General features: G+C 40.3%; 20 protein-coding genes. 19 read left to right on the top strand and 1 reads right to left on the bottom strand.

The features are described from left to right. Nucleotides 1–37 precede the first annotated feature (37 nt). Nucleotides 38–883, bottom strand: a complete 846-nt coding sequence (locus GOM48_RS06945) for a DegV family protein (protein ID WP_235096603.1) — start codon at nucleotides 881–883, stop codon at nucleotides 38–40. A gap of 124 nt (nucleotides 884–1,007) precedes the next feature. Here GOM48_RS06945 and GOM48_RS06940 point away from each other — a divergent pair, with 124 nt between their 5' ends. From GOM48_RS06940 to GOM48_RS06850, 19 genes are all read left to right on the top strand, one after another. Beyond that, nucleotides 1,008–1,565, top strand: a complete 558-nt coding sequence (locus GOM48_RS06940) for a TetR/AcrR family transcriptional regulator (RefSeq protein ID WP_084946898.1) — start codon at nucleotides 1,008–1,010, stop codon at nucleotides 1,563–1,565. A gap of 18 nt (nucleotides 1,566–1,583) precedes the next feature. After that, nucleotides 1,584–2,051 (top strand): deoxycytidylate deaminase, encoded by a 468-nt coding sequence (locus tag GOM48_RS06935; protein WP_235096602.1) that lies wholly within the window; start codon nucleotides 1,584–1,586, stop codon nucleotides 2,049–2,051. A gap of 88 nt (nucleotides 2,052–2,139) precedes the next feature. Continuing rightward, entirely contained in the window at nucleotides 2,140–2,769 is a 630-nt protein-coding gene (upp, locus tag GOM48_RS06930) for a uracil phosphoribosyltransferase (RefSeq protein WP_025169005.1), read from the top strand. A gap of 178 nt (nucleotides 2,770–2,947) precedes the next feature. Next, a complete protein-coding gene (clpP, locus tag GOM48_RS06925; protein WP_000613467.1) occupies nucleotides 2,948–3,538 on the top strand; it encodes an ATP-dependent Clp protease proteolytic subunit ClpP in 591 nt (196 codons plus the stop codon). Between the two features lie 79 nt (nucleotides 3,539–3,617). Further along, nucleotides 3,618–3,887 (top strand): YlbG family protein, encoded by a 270-nt coding sequence (locus GOM48_RS06920; RefSeq protein ID WP_093586633.1) that lies wholly within the window; start codon nucleotides 3,618–3,620, stop codon nucleotides 3,885–3,887. Between the two features lie 87 nt (nucleotides 3,888–3,974). Further along, nucleotides 3,975–5,135: an ABC transporter substrate-binding protein gene (locus GOM48_RS06915; protein WP_235096601.1), complete on the top strand. Its 1,161-nt coding sequence runs from the start codon at nucleotides 3,975–3,977 to the stop codon at nucleotides 5,133–5,135. Nucleotides 5,136–5,254: 119 nt separating this feature from the next. Beyond that, a complete protein-coding gene (locus GOM48_RS06910) occupies nucleotides 5,255–6,124 on the top strand; it encodes a branched-chain amino acid ABC transporter permease (RefSeq protein WP_235096600.1) in 870 nt (289 codons plus the stop codon). A gap of 3 nt (nucleotides 6,125–6,127) precedes the next feature. Continuing rightward, a complete protein-coding gene (locus tag GOM48_RS06905) occupies nucleotides 6,128–7,084 on the top strand; it encodes a branched-chain amino acid ABC transporter permease (RefSeq protein ID WP_235096599.1) in 957 nt (318 codons plus the stop codon). Further along, a complete protein-coding gene (locus tag GOM48_RS06900) occupies nucleotides 7,084–7,848 on the top strand; it encodes an ABC transporter ATP-binding protein (protein ID WP_235096598.1) in 765 nt (254 codons plus the stop codon). The genes GOM48_RS06905 and GOM48_RS06900 overlap by 1 nt, the downstream gene beginning before the upstream one ends. Further along, the gene (locus tag GOM48_RS06895) at nucleotides 7,848–8,558 is read left to right on the top strand and encodes an ABC transporter ATP-binding protein (protein ID WP_235096597.1); all 711 of its coding nucleotides are present in this window, start codon (nucleotides 7,848–7,850) and stop codon (nucleotides 8,556–8,558) included. Before GOM48_RS06900 ends, GOM48_RS06895 begins: the two co-directional genes overlap by 1 nt. 353 nt (nucleotides 8,559–8,911) lie before the next feature. Beyond that, entirely contained in the window at nucleotides 8,912–10,690 is a 1,779-nt protein-coding gene (locus GOM48_RS06890; RefSeq protein ID WP_235096596.1) for a phosphotransferase, read from the top strand. A gap of 1 nt (nucleotide 10,691) precedes the next feature. Then, a complete protein-coding gene (locus tag GOM48_RS06885) occupies nucleotides 10,692–10,877 on the top strand; it encodes a hypothetical protein (RefSeq protein ID WP_000805401.1) in 186 nt (61 codons plus the stop codon). A 1-nt stretch (nucleotide 10,878) separates the two neighbouring features. Further along, entirely contained in the window at nucleotides 10,879–12,306 is a 1,428-nt protein-coding gene (locus GOM48_RS06880; protein ID WP_235096595.1) for a cytosine permease, read from the top strand. 460 nt (nucleotides 12,307–12,766) lie between these two features. Then, nucleotides 12,767–14,194 (top strand): cytosine permease, encoded by a 1,428-nt coding sequence (locus GOM48_RS06875; protein WP_235096594.1) that lies wholly within the window; start codon nucleotides 12,767–12,769, stop codon nucleotides 14,192–14,194. Nucleotides 14,195–14,326: 132 nt separating this feature from the next. After that, on the top strand, nucleotides 14,327–14,983 hold the full coding sequence (locus tag GOM48_RS06870) for a CBS domain-containing protein (RefSeq protein WP_000268641.1): 657 nt from the start codon (nucleotides 14,327–14,329) through the stop codon (nucleotides 14,981–14,983). A gap of 110 nt (nucleotides 14,984–15,093) precedes the next feature. After that, nucleotides 15,094–16,189, top strand: a protein-coding gene (gene prfB, locus GOM48_RS06865) for a peptide chain release factor 2 (RefSeq protein ID WP_235096593.1) whose coding sequence is annotated in 2 segments (ribosomal slippage) — nucleotides 15,094–15,165 and nucleotides 15,167–16,189 — 1,095 coding nt in all. Because the reading frame shifts where the segments join, the coding sequence is not laid out codon by codon here. An 18-nt stretch (nucleotides 16,190–16,207) separates the two neighbouring features. Next, the gene (ftsE, locus tag GOM48_RS06860) at nucleotides 16,208–16,900 is read left to right on the top strand and encodes a cell division ATP-binding protein FtsE (RefSeq protein WP_000022257.1); all 693 of its coding nucleotides are present in this window, start codon (nucleotides 16,208–16,210) and stop codon (nucleotides 16,898–16,900) included. Continuing rightward, nucleotides 16,893–17,819: a permease-like cell division protein FtsX gene (gene ftsX, locus GOM48_RS06855; RefSeq protein ID WP_235096592.1), complete on the top strand. Its 927-nt coding sequence runs from the start codon at nucleotides 16,893–16,895 to the stop codon at nucleotides 17,817–17,819. Before ftsE ends, ftsX begins: the two co-directional genes overlap by 8 nt. 218 nt (nucleotides 17,820–18,037) lie before the next feature. Beyond that, nucleotides 18,038–20,224 (top strand): PTS transporter subunit IIBC, encoded by a 2,187-nt coding sequence (locus GOM48_RS06850; RefSeq protein ID WP_235096591.1) that lies wholly within the window; start codon nucleotides 18,038–18,040, stop codon nucleotides 20,222–20,224. Nucleotides 20,225–20,230 lie beyond the last annotated feature (6 nt).

Below are 20,230 nucleotides of genomic sequence, written 5' to 3'. Positions count from 1 at the left end.
AACAAGAGATGCTTGGCATCTCTTGTTGCTCATAATCTTAGTTAATTTCATATCCCATCAACAAACCGCCATCTTCTGCATAAAAACTGCAGAGACCAGAAGTTGGGAGGATTTTGATATTGGCTTGTGGGAATGTTTCCAGCAAGCGGTCTGACAATTGCTGACAGAATTTTTCATTGCTGCGATGAGCCATGACGATACGACCACCAGCATAGCCAGCCTTGATGAGTTCTTCATAGGCTGCTTGAAGGGACTTTTTAGCACCACGAGCCTTTTGAAGAAGCTCTAGGGTTCCAGTTTCACTTGCTTCCCCAACCATACGGATGTTGAGAAGGCCAACGACCGTACCGATAAGCTTACTTAAACGACCATTTTTCACCAAGTTATCAACCTTAGCAAGGACAAAGAGCAATTTTGTTTTTTCTTGGTAAGCTGTGATAGCTTCAACAATTTCCTCAAAAGCCAAACCCTGGTCAATCAAGTCATTGATTTTTTCGACAATCAAGTCAACTTCCCCACCTGCAGATAAACTATCAATCACATGAATCTGAGTGTCAGGGTGTTCTTCGAGGTAGATATTTTTAGCAAGTTGTGCACTGTTATGGCTACCTGAAAGAGTACCAGTGATGGTAACGACAAAGATATGCTTAGCACCTTCAAATGCACGCAAGTAATCATCTGGGCTAGGGCAAGCTGATTTTGAAGCCTCAGAAGTCGCATACATGGTTTTCATCATGTGGTCAATGTCGAGATTGGCATCATCGATAAAGACCTGATCAGCTACTTGAATGGTTAAAGGAACACTAACAAATTCAGTATCAATAGCAGGAGTTGCCAGTTGACGATAATCACAACCAGAGTCAGCTACAATCTTCCAAGTCATAGAAATTCTCCATCTTTGTCACTTATACATTGACAAAGGTTCTGTCTTTTTTTACAATTATATCATGAAAGCCCTTGAAACAAAAGTACCACCTCTCTGTTGTCACAAGTAGAAAGAAATTGTTATGTCTGAACGTAAAATATCTGAAAAATCTCTTGAAAATCTCAGAAAATCCAATCAAGAATCCAATTTTTTGACCAGAGAAGCAATTGAAACAGCGCTTTTGCAACTTCTAGAGAAAAAAGACTTGGCTAAGATCAGTATTTCAGAGTTGGTCAAGCGTGCGGGTGTCTCACGCGCTGCCTTTTATCGCAATTATGATTCTAAAGAAGCAATTTTAGAAAGTGTTTTTAAACGCAGTGTTCATAATATAATGGAACAGTTGAGCCACTACGATGTCAAAACCGACCTTTATCTAGTCTGGGTTCACCTTTTCCGCGCAGCCAAGAAAGAAGCCAAGGTTATCCAACTTGCTCTGGACTACCACTTGGAAAAGATTTTTGTCCAAGCTATGCAGGAATTTCTGGAAAAATACCACGGAAAATCAAAAGGTGTCAGCAGTTACCTTCATTCCTTTTGGAGTTCTGCGATCGTATCAGTTCTGCTCAAATGGATCAAGGATGGAATGAAGGTTCCAGCTGAAAAGATTGCGGATTTACGCTTGCCATTTTTCAAAAAATAGAGAACAAGGAGAAGACTTATGACAGAAAAAAGACTGGCTTGGGATGAGTATTTTGCAGCCCAGGCCTTACTGATTGCCAATCGTTCGACCTGTAAACGTGCCAAAGTGGGAGCTGTGCTCGTTAAGGATAATAAGGTCATTTCAACAGGTTACAATGGTTCTGTATCTGGAACGGAGCACTGTATTGACCACGAATGTCTAGTCATTGAAAGACACTGTGTCCGAACCCTTCACGCCGAGGTCAATGCCATCTTGCAAGGAGCTGAACGAGGGGTTCCCAGAGGATTTACAGCCTATGTGACTCATTTCCCTTGTCTGAACTGCACCAAACAACTGCTACAAGTTGGTTGCAAGCGCGTGGTTTATATCAACCAGTACCGAATGGATGACTATGCCCAGTACCTTTATCACGAAAAAGGCACTGAGTTGACCCATTTACCATTAGAGACTGTTCAGACAGCTCTCCAAGAGGCAGATTTGATTTAGAAATTAATAAAAATAAATGGTTTAGAAAGCTTTTTAAACCGTTTTTTGATATAATAAGAAGAATAAATTGAAAGAAGGAATTCAGAAAATGGGAAAAATTGAAGTCATTAATCATCCACTCATTCAACACAAATTGTCAATCTTGCGTCGTACAGACACTTCTACAAAAGCTTTTCGTGAGCTAGTAGATGAGATTGCAATGTTGATGGGGTATGAAGTGCTTCGTGATCTTCCACTTGAAGACGTGGAAATCGAAACACCTATCACAAAGACCGTTCAAAAACAATTGGCTGGTAAAAAATTGGCGATTGTCCCAATCTTGCGTGCAGGTATCGGGATGGTAGATGGGCTCTTGAGCTTGGTTCCAGCAGCAAAAGTTGGTCATATCGGTATGTACCGTGATGAAGAAACCCTTCAACCAGTTGAATACTTGGTGAAATTACCTGAGGATATTGACCAACGTCAAATCTTTGTCGTCGATCCAATGCTTGCAACAGGTGGATCAGCTATCTTGGCTGTTGACTCGCTTAAAAAACGTGGCGCATCAAATATCAAGTTTGTCTGCCTAGTAGCTGCTCCAGAAGGAGTGAAAGCTCTTCAAGCAGCTCACCCAGATGTCGAAATCTTTACAGCAGCTCTGGACGAACACTTGAATGAACATGGCTATATTGTTCCAGGTCTCGGAGATGCGGGAGACCGCTTGTTCGGTACGAAATAAGACTCAGATAGAGTCTTAAAGATGAAATTGGAGGATGTTTCTAATTTCGCAAGGAGGTTGAGTTTTTGTTTCTGTCGATAGTATAGAGCAAAAATTTGACCTTTTTTGACCAAAAAGATATAATAGTTCTGTATTGAGTCGTATGACTAAGAAAATTCAACATTAAAAGGAGAAATGAATGATTCCTGTAGTTATTGAACAAACAAGCCGTGGAGAACGTTCCTATGACATTTACTCTCGTCTTCTGAAAGACCGCATCATCATGCTAACTGGGCCAGTCGAAGATAATATGGCCAACTCAGTTATTGCCCAGTTGCTCTTCTTGGATGCCCAAGACAGCACAAAAGATATTTACCTTTATGTCAACACACCTGGAGGTTCTGTTTCGGCTGGTTTGGCAATCGTTGATACCATGAACTTTATCAAGGCAGATGTCCAAACAATCGTTATGGGAATGGCTGCATCCATGGGGACTGTCATTGCATCAAGTGGCGCAAAAGGCAAACGTTTCATGCTTCCAAATGCGGAGTACATGATTCACCAACCAATGGGTGGTACAGGTGGTGGTACCCAACAAACAGATATGGCAATCGCTGCAGAACACTTGCTCAAAACTCGTAAGACTTTGGAGCAAATCCTTGCAGATAACTCAGGTAAATCAGTTGAGCAAATTCATGCAGATGCAGAACGTGATTACTGGATGAGTGCCCAAGAAACGCTCGAATATGGCTTCATTGATGAAATCATGGCTAACAATTCTTTGAGCTAAGCAACCTAGAAAGCAAACTCGACGGAGTTTGCTTTTTTTGATATAATTAGGAGAAGATTTCTTAGAAAGAGGATTCACCATGTTTGAAAAGGTCAATCGTTCAGGATTAATCATCTATCTTTACTATAATCGAGATGCAAAAAAACTTCAGGAATACGGTGACATCTGTTACCATTCTAAGAAGCATCGTTACTTGCAGCTCTATGTTCCAACTGAGGAGCTAGATGACTTAGTTGAGAGATTAGGTAAGGAAAGATTTATCAAAAAAATAAGACGTTGCCACATTCAAGAGTTAGAAACTCCCTTTGTTGGCAATCTCTATCGCACCGAGGAAAACGTTATCATTTAAAAAATGAGATAAATGTGTTGACAATTTTCTGATAATTCGGTATATTCTTAACATACTATTTTTGAAACAACTATAAGGAGATTAAAAATGAAGAAAAAATTTGCCCTATCTTTTGTGGCTCTTGCTAGCGTAGCTCTTCTCGCTGCCTGTGGAGAGGTCAAGTCAGGAGCGTCAAATACAACTGGTAACCCAGTAGACGAAAAGACTATCAAAATCGGTTTTAACTTTGAAGAAACAGGTGCTGTAGCTGCCTATGGTACTTCTGAACAAAAAGGTGCTCAACTTGCTGTTGATGAAATCAATGCTGCAGGTGGTATTGATGGAAAACAAATCGAAGTTGTAGACAAAGACAACAAATCTGAAACTGCTGAAGCAGCTTCTGTTACAACAAACCTTGTTACCCAATCAAAAGTAGCAGCTATTGTAGGACCTGCGACATCTGGTGCAACTGCTGCAGCTGTAGCCAACGCTACTCAAGCAGGAGTGCCATTGATCTCACCAAGTGCGACTCAAGATGGATTGACCAAAGGTCAAGAATATCTATTTATCGGAACTTTCCAAGATAGCTTCCAAGGGAAGATTATTTCAAACTATGTGACAAACAAATTGAACGCTAAGAAGGTTGTTCTTTATACGGACAATGCTAGTGACTATGCTAAAGGTATTGCTAAATCTTTCCGCGAAGCCTACAAGGGTGAGATTGTAGCAGATGAAACGTTTGTGGCAGGTGATACAGACTTCCAAGCAGCCCTTACTAAAATGAAAGGGAAAGAGTTTGACGCTATCGTTGTTCCAGGTTACTACACAGAAGCAGGTAAAATTGTAAACCAAGCTCGTGGAATGGGAATTGATAAACCAATCATTGGTGGTGATGGATTTAACGGTGAAGAATTTGTTCAACAAGCAACTGCTGAAAGAGCATCAAACATTTACTTCATCTCTGGATTCTCAACCACAGTTGATGTTTCTGCAAAAGCTAAAGCTTTCCTTGAAGCATACCGCGCAAAATACAACGAAGAGCCTTCAACATTCTCAGCTTTGGCCTATGACTCAGTTTACCTAGTAGCAAATGCTGCAAAAGGTGCTAAAAACTCAGGTGAAATCAAGGACAACCTTGCTAAAACCAAAGATTTTGATGGTGTAACTGGTCAAACAAGCTTTGATGCTGACCACAATACAGTAAAAACTGCTTACATGATGACCATGAACAACGGTAAAGTTGAAGAAGCAGAAGTTGTAAAACCATAACATTAGAATAGTAATTGAAATGGGGAATGAGCCTTTGACTCACTCCCTGTTTCGGTGTTTATGAACTTGTGAAAATAATGAAATTTTCTAAAAAATAACGATAGAAAAGAGTGAATGCTATGCTCCAACAACTTGTGAATGGTTTAATTCTGGGTAGTGTTTATGCACTTTTGGCCCTGGGTTATACCATGGTTTATGGAATTATCAAACTCATCAACTTCGCCCACGGTGATATTTATATGATGGGAGCCTTTATTGGTTACTTTTTGATTAATTCTTTCCAAATGAATTTCTTTTTAGCTTTGATTATTTCAATGGTAGGAACCGCACTGCTTGGTGTTGTGATTGAATTTCTTGCCTACCGTCCTTTGCGACACTCTACACGTATTGCTGTATTGATTACTGCCATCGGAGTGTCTTTCCTACTGGAATATGGAATGGTCTACTTGGTCGGTGCCAATACTCGCGCCTTTCCTCAAGCCATTCAAACAGTTCGCTATGATTTGGGGCCAATCAGCTTGACAAACGTCCAGTTAATGATTTTAGCAGTTTCCTTATTCCTGATGATTTTATTGCAAGTGATTGTTCAAAAAACAAAAATGGGGAAAGCCATGCGTGCGGTATCAGTTGATAGTGATGCAGCTCAATTGATGGGAATTAACGTAAATCGTACAATCAGCTTTACCTTTGCTTTGGGTTCAGCCCTTGCTGGTGCAGCAGGTGTCCTCATCGCCCTTTACTATAACTCTCTTGAACCTTTGATGGGTGTGACTCCAGGTCTGAAATCATTCGTTGCGGCCGTTCTTGGTGGTATCGGGATTATTCCTGGTGCAGCTCTAGGGGGATTTGTGATTGGCTTGTTGGAAACTTTTGCAACTGCCTTCGGTATGTCTGATTTCCGTGATGCTATCGTATATGGAATCTTACTTTTGATTCTGATTGTTCGTCCTGCAGGTATCCTCGGCAAGAATGTGAAAGAGAAGGTGTAAACAATGAAGACAAATCTTAAAGTAAATATTCTCTGGTTATTCCTTCTGTTAGCAGTTTATGGGCTGATCAGTGTACTGGTTTCTGCTGGTGTTCTTAATCTATTCCATGTCCAAATTTTAGAACAAATTGGGATTAATATCATCCTTGCTGTAGGTTTGAACCTAATCGTTGGTTTTTCAGGACAATTCTCACTCGGTCATGCAGGTTTTATGGCGATTGGAGCTTATGCAGCAGCGATTATTGGTTCAAAATCACCAACCTATGGTGCCTTCTTTGGAGCAATGGTCTTTGGGGCCTTGATTTCTGGTGCAGTCGCTTTGCTCGTTGGGATTCCAACACTCCGTTTGAAGGGTGACTACCTGGCTGTTGCAACACTAGGTGTTTCAGAAATCATTCGTATCTTTATCATTAATGGTGGAAGTTTGACCAACGGTGCTGCTGGTATCTTGGGTATTCCAAACTTTACCAACTGGCAGATGGTTTATCTTTTTGTAATTATCACAACTATTGCAACTCTCAACTTCTTACGTAGTCCAATTGGACGTTCTACTCTATCTGTTCGTGAGGATGAGATTGCTGCAGAGTCCGTTGGGGTGAACACTACAAAGATCAAGATTATCGCTTTTGTCTTTGGTGCCATTACAGCAAGTATTGCTGGCTCACTTCAGGCTGGTTTTATCGGATCTGTTGTCCCAAAAGATTACACCTTTATTAATTCCATCAACGTGTTGATTATCGTTGTATTTGGTGGACTTGGATCCATTACTGGTACAATCGTTTCAGCGATTGTTTTAGGAATTTTAAATATGCTCCTTCAGGATGTAGCAAGCGTACGTATGATTATCTACGCTTTGGCTCTTGTATTGGTCATGATTTTCAGACCAGGTGGACTTCTTGGGACATGGGAATTAAGTCTATCACGTTTCTTTAAAAAATCGAAGAAGGAGGGACAAAACTAATGGCACTACTTGAAGTTAAACAGTTAACCAAACATTTTGGCGGTCTAACAGCTGTTGGAGATGTCACTCTTGAATTGAACGAGGGAGAATTGGTTGGTTTGATTGGACCAAACGGGGCTGGTAAAACAACCCTTTTCAATCTCTTGACGGGTGTTTATGAACCAAGTGAAGGTACGGTGACACTAGATGGTCACCTCCTAAATGGGAAAACTCCTTATAAGATTGCTTCACTTGGACTCAGTCGTACTTTCCAAAATATTCGTTTGTTCAAGGATCTGACAGTTTTAGATAATGTTCTCATCGCTTTTGGAAATCATCATAAACAACATGTCCTCGCTAGCTTTCTACGCTTGCCTGCTTTCTATAAGAATGAGGAAGAATTAAAAAGCAAAGCTTTGGACTTGCTGAAGATCTTTGATTTGGATAGTGACGCAGATACTCTTGCTAAGAATCTTGCCTATGGTCAACAACGTCGATTAGAAATCGTTCGTGCTCTGGCAACCGAACCTAAGATCCTCTTTTTGGATGAACCTGCAGCTGGGATGAATCCACAAGAGACAGCTGAATTGACAGAATTGATCCGTCGTATCAAAGATGAATTTAAAATTACCATCATGCTCATCGAACACGATATGAATTTGGTTATGGAAGTTACTGAGCGTATCTATGTTCTCGAATATGGTCGGTTGATTGCTCATGGGACTCCGGATGAGATCAAGAACAACAAACGCGTTATCGAAGCTTATCTAGGAGGTGAAGCCTAATGTCTATGTTAAAAGTTGAAAACCTCTCTGTGCATTACGGTATGATCCAAGCAGTTCGTGATGTAAGTTTTGAGGTTAACGAAGGTGAAGTTGTTTCCTTGATTGGTGCCAATGGTGCTGGTAAAACAACCATTCTTCGTACCCTTTCAGGTTTGGTTCGTCCAAGTGCTGGTAAAATTCAGTTTTTAGGAAAAGAAATTCAAAAGATGCCAGCGCAAAAAATTGTGGCAGGTGGTCTTTCACAAGTTCCTGAGGGACGCCATGTTTTTCCAGGCTTGACTGTTATGGAAAACTTGGAAATGGGAGCCTTTTTAAAGAAAAATCGTGAGGAAAATCAAGCCAACTTGAAAAAAGTTTTCTCACGTTTTCCTCGTCTGGAAGAACGCAAAAGCCAAGATGCAGCAACTCTTTCAGGTGGTGAACAGCAGATGCTGGCTATGGGACGCGCTCTCATGTCTACACCTAAGCTCCTTCTCTTGGATGAGCCGTCAATGGGACTTGCTCCTATCTTTATCCAAGAAATTTTTGATATCATTCAAGATATTCAGAAGCAAGGAACAACGGTTCTCCTAATTGAACAGAACGCTAACAAGGCCCTTGCTATCTCTGACCGAGGTTATGTGCTTGAAACAGGTAAGATTGTCCTATCAGGAACAGGAAAAGAACTCGCAGCATCAGACGAAGTCAGAAAAGCATATCTAGGTGGCTAAAAAGGTCCGGGGGACCTTTTTAGTCGGCAGATAGAGATTGCGTAGCAATCATCAGATCCAGTGGATTGTTTTAGTCGGTGGATGAGAGTTGCGGAAGCAATTCCCCTATAGTCCGAGGGACCTTTTTAGTCGGCAGATAAGGATTACGTAAGCAATTCTCCAATTCAGTGGATTGTTTTAGTTGGCATATGAATTTGAAGAGCTCCAAATTTGGGGTTCTTTTTTCGTTTGCTTACTATTTTGATGGGCCTGATTTGAGCATCCGTTTTCTTAATATAGAATCTAACTTGACAAAAGCACGTGTTCATCATATAATTAAATAAACAAAAATATTGAACAAAGAGGCTGAGGATATGCTATCAGAAAAACAATTTAAACTTTTACGTTTTTTGTTGACTCACAAAGACGAAAACTTTACGCAGAGACAATTGGCTGAACAGCTAGACATCGCTTTGGGGACGGTAAATAATCTTCTCAAGGAATGTAAAGAAGAGAAGTGGATCAGTGAGGAAAATCACTTAACTGACTTAGGTGAGGAGGCTTTGGCTCCGTATCAGGTGAAGAATGCCATTATCATGGCTGCAGGTATGAGTAGCCGCTTTGCTCCTTTGTCTTATGAGCTACCTAAAGGATTGCTTCAAGTTAAAGGTGAGCGTTTGATTGAGAGAGAAATCAAGCAATTGCAAGAGGCAGGGATAGAGGACATTACAGTTATTGTAGGATACCTGCAAGAAAAAATGTTTTATCTGGCAGAAAAGTTTGGCGTTAAAATTGTTGTAAATAATGATTACTACAAGTACAACAACTGTTCTTCTCTCATGCTAGTCAGAGATCAGCTTTCTAACACTTACATTTGTTCGTCGGATAATTATTTTGTGGAAAATCCGTTTGAACGATACATTTACAGAGGTTATTATTCTACAATATTTGCAGAAGGGGACACAGACGAATACTGCTCTAAGGAAGACTCCAATCACACGATTATCGATATTCAAATCGGTGGGACGAATACTTGGGCTATGGTGGGGCATGTTTATTTTGATCGTGCATTTAGTGAAAAATTCGTAGATATTTTAGAAACTGAATTTAAACATGAGCCGTATCGCGAACAGCTCTGGGAAGATTATTATAGTCGTCACGTCAAGGAACTTCCTTTGGAAGCTCGACATTATTCAGCAGACATTGTTAAGGAGTTTGATTCACTAGATGAGTTGCGTCAGTTTGATGAACACTATTTGGTGAATACTAATTCGGAAATCATTGATAACATCTGTAAGACATTAGGATGTATAGCTTCAGATATTGTCAATATCAAACCTCTAAAAGACGGTTTAACCAACACTTCGTTTTCATTTGACTGCCTAGGGAAGAAATATGTTTACCGTCATCCAGGTAGAGGAACGGAGAATTATATCGATCGTGCTAGTGAAGCGGCTTCCATGGAAATTGCTGCAAAATTGAAGATTGACCGTACTTTTGTCGCTATGAACAAGGATGAGGGCTGGAAAATTTCAGAATTTATCCCTAACGCCAAGCAACTAGATTATGATAATTGGGATGATGTAGCAAAAGCAATGGAACTCTTGAGACGTTTGCACCAATCTGGAGAAAAAACGGATCATTCTTTTGATCAATTTGAGGGAATTGATGATTTTAGACAAAAATTAAAGGCTAGCAATCGTTTTGAATTTGATGGGCTTGAAGAGTTGGATCAGAATGTCTCAGTTCTCGAGAAGCTTTTACAAGAAGATCAAGCGAAAAAGGTTCTCTGCCATGGAGATTCTTATAGCCCAAATTTCTTGTTGAATGAAGCTGGAGAAATGAGCCTGATTGATTGGGAATATTCTGGTATGGGAGATCCAGCAGGAGATTTAGGAACCTTTATCGGGTGTTCAAATTATACAGTGGAAGAAGCTGAAAAGGTACTTGAAATCTATCTACAAGAAGTTCCAGACAAGAAAACCAAACGTCACTATTTTGCCTATGTATCAGTGACTTCGTATTATTGGTTTTTGTGGGCCCTGTTCCAAGAAAGCGTTGGAAAACCAGTAGGTGAATTTCTCTACATCTGGTATCGTTATACCAAACAGTATGGAAAACTTGCATTAGATTTATATTTGGAGGAGAATTGAGATGAAGCCGACATCAGAAATTGAAGAATTAATAGCAAATGAAACGAAAAGAAGGCTAGAAGAAATGGAATCTCCAAACTATGTGTTTGCTCAGCCATTTCTAAAAAGTGATTTTATTATAGTCATTGGCTTAGTTCTAATTAACCTTATTCTGATTATCCTAGCCATGACAGGAGGTATTCAATAAAATGTCCAAGATGAATGACTTTATTCAACAGGAGACGATAACGGGTATTGTTCCCATGACCAACAAGGATCGTCAGTATTCTTTCTGGGATCTCTTCCTGTCGACAAGTGGTTTTGCCATTGCAACTTGGTGTTATACCCAAGGAGCCTATGTGGCTCAATATTTGACTTTTAATCAGATGTTGATTAATATTTTTAGTTTTAATATTATTTGGGTCTTTATTGAGTGTCTCCCAATTCTGTTTGCGGTTAAATATGGGATTGATTTGTGGATTTGGTTGAGAGCTGTCCTCGGAAAAAAAGGAGTAGCCCTGTTATCAACCATTATTAGTTTGGCTAACTTTGGCTGGTATGCCGTTGCGGCCAATCTTTTTGCCAGCTCCATGATTCATTTAGCAAATAATTTTGGTCTTGGTTTGGACAAGGGAGTATGGGCACCTATTCTTGGTACACTCTGTGTTCTTCTTGGAACTCTTATTGCTCTAGGGGGGCCAGAGGTGATTAAATGGACCAATCGATTCTTGGTTATCGCCTTGTTGATTGTCGGTCTGATTATCGTTGGAATCTGTTTTGTAGCTGTGCCTATCACTGACATTATGAACATTCAACCAGCTACCCAAGGAGATTTAACTCCATTAGAACGCTTCATGCTTTCTGGAGAAGGAAATGTAGCCTTTGCTTTCTCTTGGTCTACACAGGCATTGGTTTTACCGCGTTTAGCAAAATCAGAACGCAGTGGTTATTGGGCTACAGCCTTATCATACGGAGTTGTGGCTCCATTCTTCGTTGCGACAGGTGGAGTCATGGCTCTAGCCATGTTTGTCAAAACAGGTGTCTATGAAAGTGACCCAACAACCATGCTTTCAACTCTAAGCACACCAGCCTTTGCGCTTTTAAGTTTACTATTAGTAGCCTTTGCCAATATTGGAACTCAGGGTACAGGATCGTATGTGAATTGTATGATTGTTAAAAGCGGGATGCCAAAAGTAAGCTATAAACTAATGGTTTGGATTGCTATGATTTATGTGAGCCTACTTACCATCTGGGGAGGAGTGGAAGAGTACTTCGGTTCCTTTATCTCACTAGCCGCTTATATTCAAGGTCCCATTATCGGAATGATTGTTGTCGACTACTTTATCTTGAGAAAAAGAAAACTCGATTTGCGTTCAGCCTATTTCCTTGAGGGACATAAAGCTTATGAGTTTACTAAAGGATTTAACTTGGTTGGCTTGTCTTGCGTCTTTATCTCCTTGTTGGTTGCAGTACTATTTGTTTATAACCCTGTAACAGCACAGATTCAAAGCCCGATCTTTTTAATCACAACGGGTAGTGGCTTTACTGCGATTTTTGGAGGTTTATTGTACTGGCTAGCTAGCTTAACTCCGTTAAAACGCTATATGATCAATGATCGGGACTCTGTTACGATTTAAGGATAGAGGATTGCTTAGAAACGTCCCCCTTACTAGAGAATTTAGAAAATCTTTATTGATACGGTAGAATAGGCTGAACAGGTATTTGAAATTTCTGTAGAAGAAATTCCAAACGTGAAAACGAAATACAGCTATCTAGCTCAGGCGTTTGGAACATCATACTATCACTCTTTTGTGAGGGTTATTTTAAGTAAATCTATTAGGAAAGTTTCTCTATATTTAGTACAACTATAGTGGGCAGTATGGTCAACTAAAATTAATTTTTAGTCGGAGGACTGACAAAATGAGAATTGGTATTGAACTTGAACAATTAGTTGTAGGTGAAACTAAAAAATGAAAGCCTTAATCTATGTGTATTTATCCCCCCCTTTCTTAAAAGTTTATTTTACATAAGTAATTGATATGATTCTAGTCAATCATATTCTGATTATCCTAGCCATGACAGGAGGTATTCAATAAAATGTCCAAGATGAATGACTTCATTCAACAGGAGACGATAACGGGAATCGTTCCCATGACCAACAAGGATCGTCAGTATTCTTTCTGGGATCTCTTCTTATCGACAAGTGGTTTTGCCATCGCAACTTGGTGTTATACCCAAGGAGCCTATGTGGCTCAATATTTGACCTTTAATCAAATGTTGATTAATATTTTTAGTTTTAACATTATCTGGGTCTTTATTGAATGTCTCCCAATCTTGTTTGCGGTTAAATATGGAATTGATTTATGGATTTGGTTGAGAGCCGTTCTAGGTAAAAAAGGGGTGGCCGTTCTATCAACCGTGATTAGTCTGGCAAATTTTGGTTGGTACGCCGTTACCGCCAATCTTTTTGCCAGCTCCATGATTCATTTGGCAAATAATTTTGGACTTGGTTTAGACAAGGGAGTATGGGCACCGATTCTAGGCACCCTCTGTGTTCTCCTTGGAACGCTGATTGCACTTGGGGGGCCAGAGGTGATTAAAGGCACTAATCGCTTCCTGGTGGTTGCCTTGTTATTTGTTGGGCTAATCATCGTTGGAATCTGTTTTGTTGCGGTTCCGATTAGGGATATTATGAATGTCCAACCTGCTATCCAAGAAAATTTGACACCGATTGAACGTTTTATGATGTCAGGGGAAGGAAATGTGGCCGTAGCCTTTTCTTGGTCTACACAAGCCTTTGTCTTACCACGTTTGGCAAAATCAGAACGCAGTGGCTATTGGGCTACAGCCTTGTCATACGGGGTTGTTGCGCCATTCTTTGCTGCGACAGGTGGAGTCATGGCTCTAGCCATGTTTGTCAAAACAGGTGTCTATGAAAGTGACCCAACAACCATGCTTTCAACTCTAAGCACACCAGCCTTTGCGCTTTTAAGTTTACTATTAGTAGCCTTTGCCAATATTGGAACTCAGGGTACAGGATCGTATGTGAACTGTATGATTGTAAAAAGCGGGATGCCCAAAGTAAGCTATAAACTAATGGTTTGGATTGCCATGATTTACGTGAGCCTACTTACGATTTGGGGAGGAGTGGATGAATACTTCGGTTCCTTCATCTCGCTGGCGGCCTATATTCAAGGACCCATTATCGGAATGATCGTTGTTGACTATTTTATCTTAAGAAAACGAAAACTCGATTTGCGTTCAGCCTATTTCCTTGAAGGACATGACGCCTATGAGTTTACCAAAGGATTTAATCTGGTAGGATTATCTTGTGTAATCATTTCCTTGTTAGTTGCAGTACTATTTGTTTACAATCCTATAACAAAGCATATCCAGAGTCCTATGTTCTTGCTCACAACTGGTAGTGGCTTTACTGCGATCTTTGGTGGTCTATTGTACTGGCTAGCTAGCTTAACTCCTTTAAAATGCTATATGATTAAGGATAGAGATTCAGTTACTATTTAAGGATAGAGGGAACTTTGGTTCTCTCTTTTTTTGTGATTGAATGTTACAAAATCTTGAAAAAGAGATGAAAGCGTTTGATAGTTTTTGTAAGAAAGTGTATAATTATAGTAGCAATAAAGAAGGAGAAGTCTCATGGCAGTTAAAGATTTTATGACCCGCAAGGTAGTTTATATCAGTCCAGATACGACTGTAGCACATGCAGCAGATTTGATGCGCGAGCAAGGCTTGCACCGTTTACCTGTTATCGAAAATGATCAATTGGTTGGTCTTGTAACAGAAGGAACTATTGCTGAAGCCAGTCCGTCTAAAGCAACCAGTCTCTCCATCTATGAGATGAATTATCTTCTCAATAAGACCAAAGTCAAAGACGTCATGATTCGGGATGTCATCACAGTCTCAGGTTATGCTAGTCTAGAGGATGCGACTTATCTCATGCTGAAAAATAAAATCGGTATTCTTCCAGTTGTGGACAATCAACAGGTTTATGGTGTGATTACAGATCGTGATGTTTTTCAAGCCTTTCTAGAAATCGCTGGCTACGGCGAGGAAGGAATTCGTGTTCGGTTTATTACGGAAAATGAAGTCGGGGTTTTGGGCAAGATTGTGACCTTGATTGTAGAAGAAAATCTAAATATTTCACACACAGTCAATATTCCTCGCAAGGATGGTAAGGTCGTGATTGAAGTTCAAATTGATGGGACGATTGATTTAACCTTCCTGAAGGAGAAATTTGAAGCGCAAGGTATCCAAGTAGAGGAGATTGCTCGAACATCTGCTAAAAAGTTATAAAATGGAGGGTGAAAGCCCTCTTTTTTGTATACAATTTGAAATAACAAGCAAAATATGGAAAGAAATGAGAGAATGTGGTATAATGAAACGATGTGAATAAAGGAGTATTTATGGACATTTCAGAAATTCGTCAAAAAATTGACGCAAATCGTGAAAAATTAGCTTCTTTCAGGGGGTCTCTTTGACCTCGAAGGACTAGAGGAAGAGATTGCCATCTTGGAAAACAAGATGACAGAACCTGATTTTTGGAACGATAATATCGCGGCCCAAAAAACGTCGCAAGAATTAAATGAATTAAAAAATACCTACAACACCTTCCGTAAAATGGAGGAGTTGCAGGATGAAGTTGAAATTTTATTGGACTTTTTAGTAGAAGACGAGTCTGTACGTGATGAACTGGTCGAACAGTTGATAGAACTAGACAAGATGATGACCAGTTACGAAATGACGCTTCTCTTGTCAGAACCTTATGACCACAATAATGCAATCTTGGAGATTCATCCAGGATCTGGTGGTACTGAGGCTCAAGACTGGGGTGATATGTTACTCCGTATGTATACTCGTTATGGAAATGCCAAAGGCTTTAAAGTAGAGGTCTTGGATTACCAAGCTGGTGATGAAGCGGGCATCAAGTCTGTGACCTTGTCCTTTGAAGGCCCAAATGCTTATGGTCTTCTCAAGTCAGAAATGGGTGTTCACCGTCTGGTACGTATTTCTCCATTTGACTCTGCCAAACGCCGCCATACTTCATTTACATCCGTAGAGGTTATGCCTGAGTTGGATGATACCATCGAAGTGGAAATCCGTGAGGATGATATTAAAATGGATACCTTCCGTTCAGGTGGTGCTGGTGGACAAAACGTCAATAAAGTTTCAACAGGTGTGCGTTTGACACACATTCCTACGGGAACTGTCGTTCAATCGACAGTCGATCGTACCCAGTATGGAAATAGAGATCGTGCTATGAAGATGTTGCAAGCCAAGCTCTATCAGATGGAGCAAGAAAAGAAAGCTGCGGAAGTCGATTCCCTCAAAGGTGAGAAAAAAGAAATCACTTGGGGAAGTCAGATTCGTTCTTATGTCTTCACACCTTATACCATGGTAAAAGATCACCGTACGAGCTTTGAAGTCGCTCAGGTAGATAAGGTTATGGATGGAGATCTTGATGGTTTCATCGACGCCTATCTCAAGTGGCGAATCAGCTAAGAATAGAAAGGAACTCACATGTCAATCATTGAAATGCGAGATGTTGTCAAAAAATACGATAACGGAACGACTGCTCTTCGTGGAGTCTCTCTTAGTATTGAACCAGGAGAATTTGCCTATATCGTTGGGCCTTCTGGAGCAGGGAAATCTACTTTTATTCGAGCTTTATATCGAGAAGTAAAGATTGAAAAAGGGAGCCTAACAGTTGCAGGCTTTAATTTGGTTAAAATCAAGAAGAAAGATATCCCTCTACTCCGTCGCAGTGTTGGGGTAGTCTTTCAAGATTACAAACTCTTGCCTAAGAAAACTGTTTATGAGAATATTGCTTACGCAATGGAAGTTATCGGAGAGAACCGTCGCAACATCAAAAAACGTGTTATGGAAGTCTTGGACTTGGTCGGTTTGAAACACAAGGTTCGCTCTTTCCCTAACGAACTATCAGGTGGAGAGCAGCAACGGATTGCGATTGCTCGTGCGATTGTGAACAATCCTAAGGTATTGATTGCCGATGAGCCAACAGGAAACTTGGACCCAGATAATTCATGGGAAATTATGAATCTGTTGGAACGCATCAATCTCCAAGGTACTACTGTCTTGATGGCGACTCACAATAGCCAGATTGTAAATACCTTGCGCCACCGTGTCATTGCCATTGAAAATGGCCGTGTCGTTCGTGACGAAGCTAAAGGAGAATATGGATACGATGATTAGTAGATTTTTTCGCCATTTATTTGAATCACTCAAAAGTTTAAAACGAAATGGCTGGATGACAGTAGCAGCAGTGAGTTCGGTTATGATTACCTTGACTCTGGTTGCCCTGTTTGCATCTGTAATTTTTAATACAGCAAAACTGGCTACCGACATTGAAAACAACGTTCGGGTCATGGTTTACATTCGTAAAGATGTAGCGGATAACAGTGAAACGATTGAAAAAGAAGGTCAGACAGTTACTAACAACGACTACCACAAGGTTTACAACGCCTTAAAGGCTATGCCAGGTGTCAAAAATGTTACTTTTTCAAGCAAGGAAGAGCAGTATCAAAAATTGACAGAAACGATGGGGGATGACTGGAAGGTCTTTGAAGGGGATGCCAATCCTCTCTATGATGCCTATATCGTTGATACCAATACTCCGAGTGATGTTCCTAAAGTAGCAGAAGAGGCCAAGAAAATTGAAGGGGTATCTGAGGTTCAAGACGGTGGTGCCAACACTCAACGACTTTTCGAACTGGCTTCCTTTATCCGTGTTTGGGGATTGGTTATTGCAGGGCTCTTGATTTTCATTGCGGTTTTCTTGATTTCTAATACTATCCGTATTACCATTATTTCTCGGAGCCGTGAAATTCAAATCATGCGTCTAGTAGGAGCTAAAAATGGCTACATTAGAGGACCATTCTTACTTGAAGGTGCCTTTATCGGTTTATTTGGAGCAGCTATTCCTTCAGTCCTTGTATTTTTTGTCTACAATATGGTTTATCAATCTGTCAATAAATCCTTGGTAGGTCAAAACTTATCAATGATTACACCTGATGTGTTTATCCCTCTGATGACAGTCCTATTATTTATAATCGGAATTTTCATCGGTTCAATTGGTTCAGGAATTTCGATGCGTCGATTCTTGAAGATCTAGTAGGGTTTAAATGCAAATTGCAGTACAAATCAGAAAAATAATACATTTTTAAAAGAGAAGTTTTCGTAAACTTCTCTTTTTCCTTTTTAAAAATTGAAAAAATAGACAATTTTTTTATAAAAGCCTTTACAAAAAAAATAAAAGTGGTATAATTAATACATAACCAAATGCAAACGTTTTCGTAAAACGTTTGCCTAAATAAAATAAAGGAGATTTGAATGATGAAAGCTACATTCAAAAATGTCTTGTCTTTCGAATTTTGGCAAAAATTCGGTAAGGCTTTAATGGTGGTTATCGCCGTTATGCCAGCGGCGGGATTGATGATCTCAATCGGTAAATCAATCGTGATGATCGACCCAAACCTTGCTCCTCTAGTGATTACAGGTGGAATCCTTGAGCAAATTGGTTGGGGGGTTATCGGTAACCTTCATATCTTGTTTGCCCTTGCTATTGGGGGAAGCTGGGCAAAAGAACGTGCAGGTGGTGCATTTGCAGCCGGACTTGCCTTTATCTTGATTAACCGTATTACAGGTGCTATCTTTGGTGTTACAGGCGATATGTTGAAAAACCCTGAAGCAATGGTTACTACTTTCTTTGGTGGTTCAATCAAGGTTGCTGACTACTTTATCAGCGTTCTTGAGGCACCAGCGCTTAACATGGGGGTTTTCGTAGGGATTATCTCTGGTTTTGTTGGGGCAACAGCTTATAACAAATACTACAACTTCCGTAAACTTCCTGATGCCCTTTCATTCTTCAATGGTAAACGTTTCGTACCATTCGTCGTTATTCTTCGTTCAACTATTGCTGCAATTTTACTTGCTGCCTTTTGGCCAGTAGTTCAAACAGGTATCAACAACTTCGGTATTTGGATTGCCAACTCACAAGAAACTGCTCCAGTTCTTGCACCATTCTTGTATGGTACTTTGGAACGTTTGCTTTTGCCATTCGGTCTTCACCACATGTTGACAATCCCAATGAACTACACAGCTCTTGGTGGAACATACGAAGTGTTAACTGGTGCAGCAAAAGGAACACAAGTATTTGGTCAAGATCCACTTTGGCTTGCATGGGTAACTGACCTTGTTAACCTTAAGGGTTCAAATGCTGACCAATACCAACACCTTCTTACAACAGTCACTCCAGCTCGTTTCAAAGTTGGACAAATGATTGGTTCATTTGGTATCTTGATGGGTATCATCGTTGCTATCTACCGAAATGTTGATGCTGACAAGAAACACCAATACAAGGGTATGATGATTGCGACAGCTCTTGCAACCTTCTTGACAGGGGTTACTGAACCTATCGAGTATATGTTCATGTTCATCGCAACACCGCTTTACCTTGTTTATGCAGTAGTTCAAGGTGCTGCCTTTGCTATGGCAGATATTGTTCACCTTCGTGTCCACTCATTCGGTTCAATTGAATTCTTGACTCGTACACCATTGGCAATTAATGCTGGTATTGGTATGGATATCGTTAACTTTATCTGGGTAACTGTTCTCTTTGCGGTTATCATGTACTTCATTGCCAACTTCATGATCAAGAAATTCAACTACGCAACTCCAGGACGTAACGGAAACTACGAAACTGCTGAAGGAGCATCAGAAGAAGCAGCTCCTGGAACTCCAAAAGTTGCAGCAGCTTCTCAAGCCGTAAATATCATTAACCTTCTTGGTGGTCGTGCAAATATCGTAGATGTGGATGCATGTATGACTCGTCTTCGCGTAACTGTTAAAGATGCAGACCGCGTTGGTACTGAGGAACAATGGAAAGCAGAAGGAGCTATGGGTCTTGTCATGAAAGGACAAGGTGTCCAAGCTATCTACGGACCAAAAGCTGACGTATTGAAATCTGATATCCAAGATATCCTTGACTCAGGTGAAGTAATTCCTGAAACTCTTCCAAGTCAAATGACAGAAGCTCAACAAAATACTGTCCATTTCAAAGGTGTAACTGAGGATGTTTACTCAGTAGCTGACGGTCAAGTTGTTGCCTTGGAACAAGTGGAAGATCCAGTTTTTGCTCAAAAAATGATGGGTGATGGATTTGCAGTAGAACCAGCAAATGGTAACATTGTTTCTCCAGTTACCGGTACTGTATCAAGTATCTTCCCAACAAAACACGCTCTTGGTCTTGTCACAGACTCAGGTCTTGAAGTGCTTGTTCACATCGGTTTGGATACTGTAAGCCTTGAAGGTAAACCATTCACAGTTCACGTTTCTGAAGGACAAAAGGTTGCTGCTGGTGATCTTCTTGTCACAGCTGACTTGGATGCTATCCGTGCAGCAGGTCGTGAAACTTCAACAGTGGTTGTCTTCACAAATGGAGATGTTCTCAAATCTGTTAAATTAGAACAAACTGGTTCTCTTGCAGCTAAAACAGCAGTTGCTAAAGTAGAATTGTAATATACT

The organism is Streptococcus oralis (assembly GCF_021497885.1).
Taxonomy (GTDB): Bacteria; Bacillota; Bacilli; order Lactobacillales; family Streptococcaceae; genus Streptococcus; species Streptococcus oralis_BQ.
The sequence above is the reverse complement of the archived record's forward strand: the minus strand, read 5'-3'. Positions and strand labels throughout refer to the sequence as shown.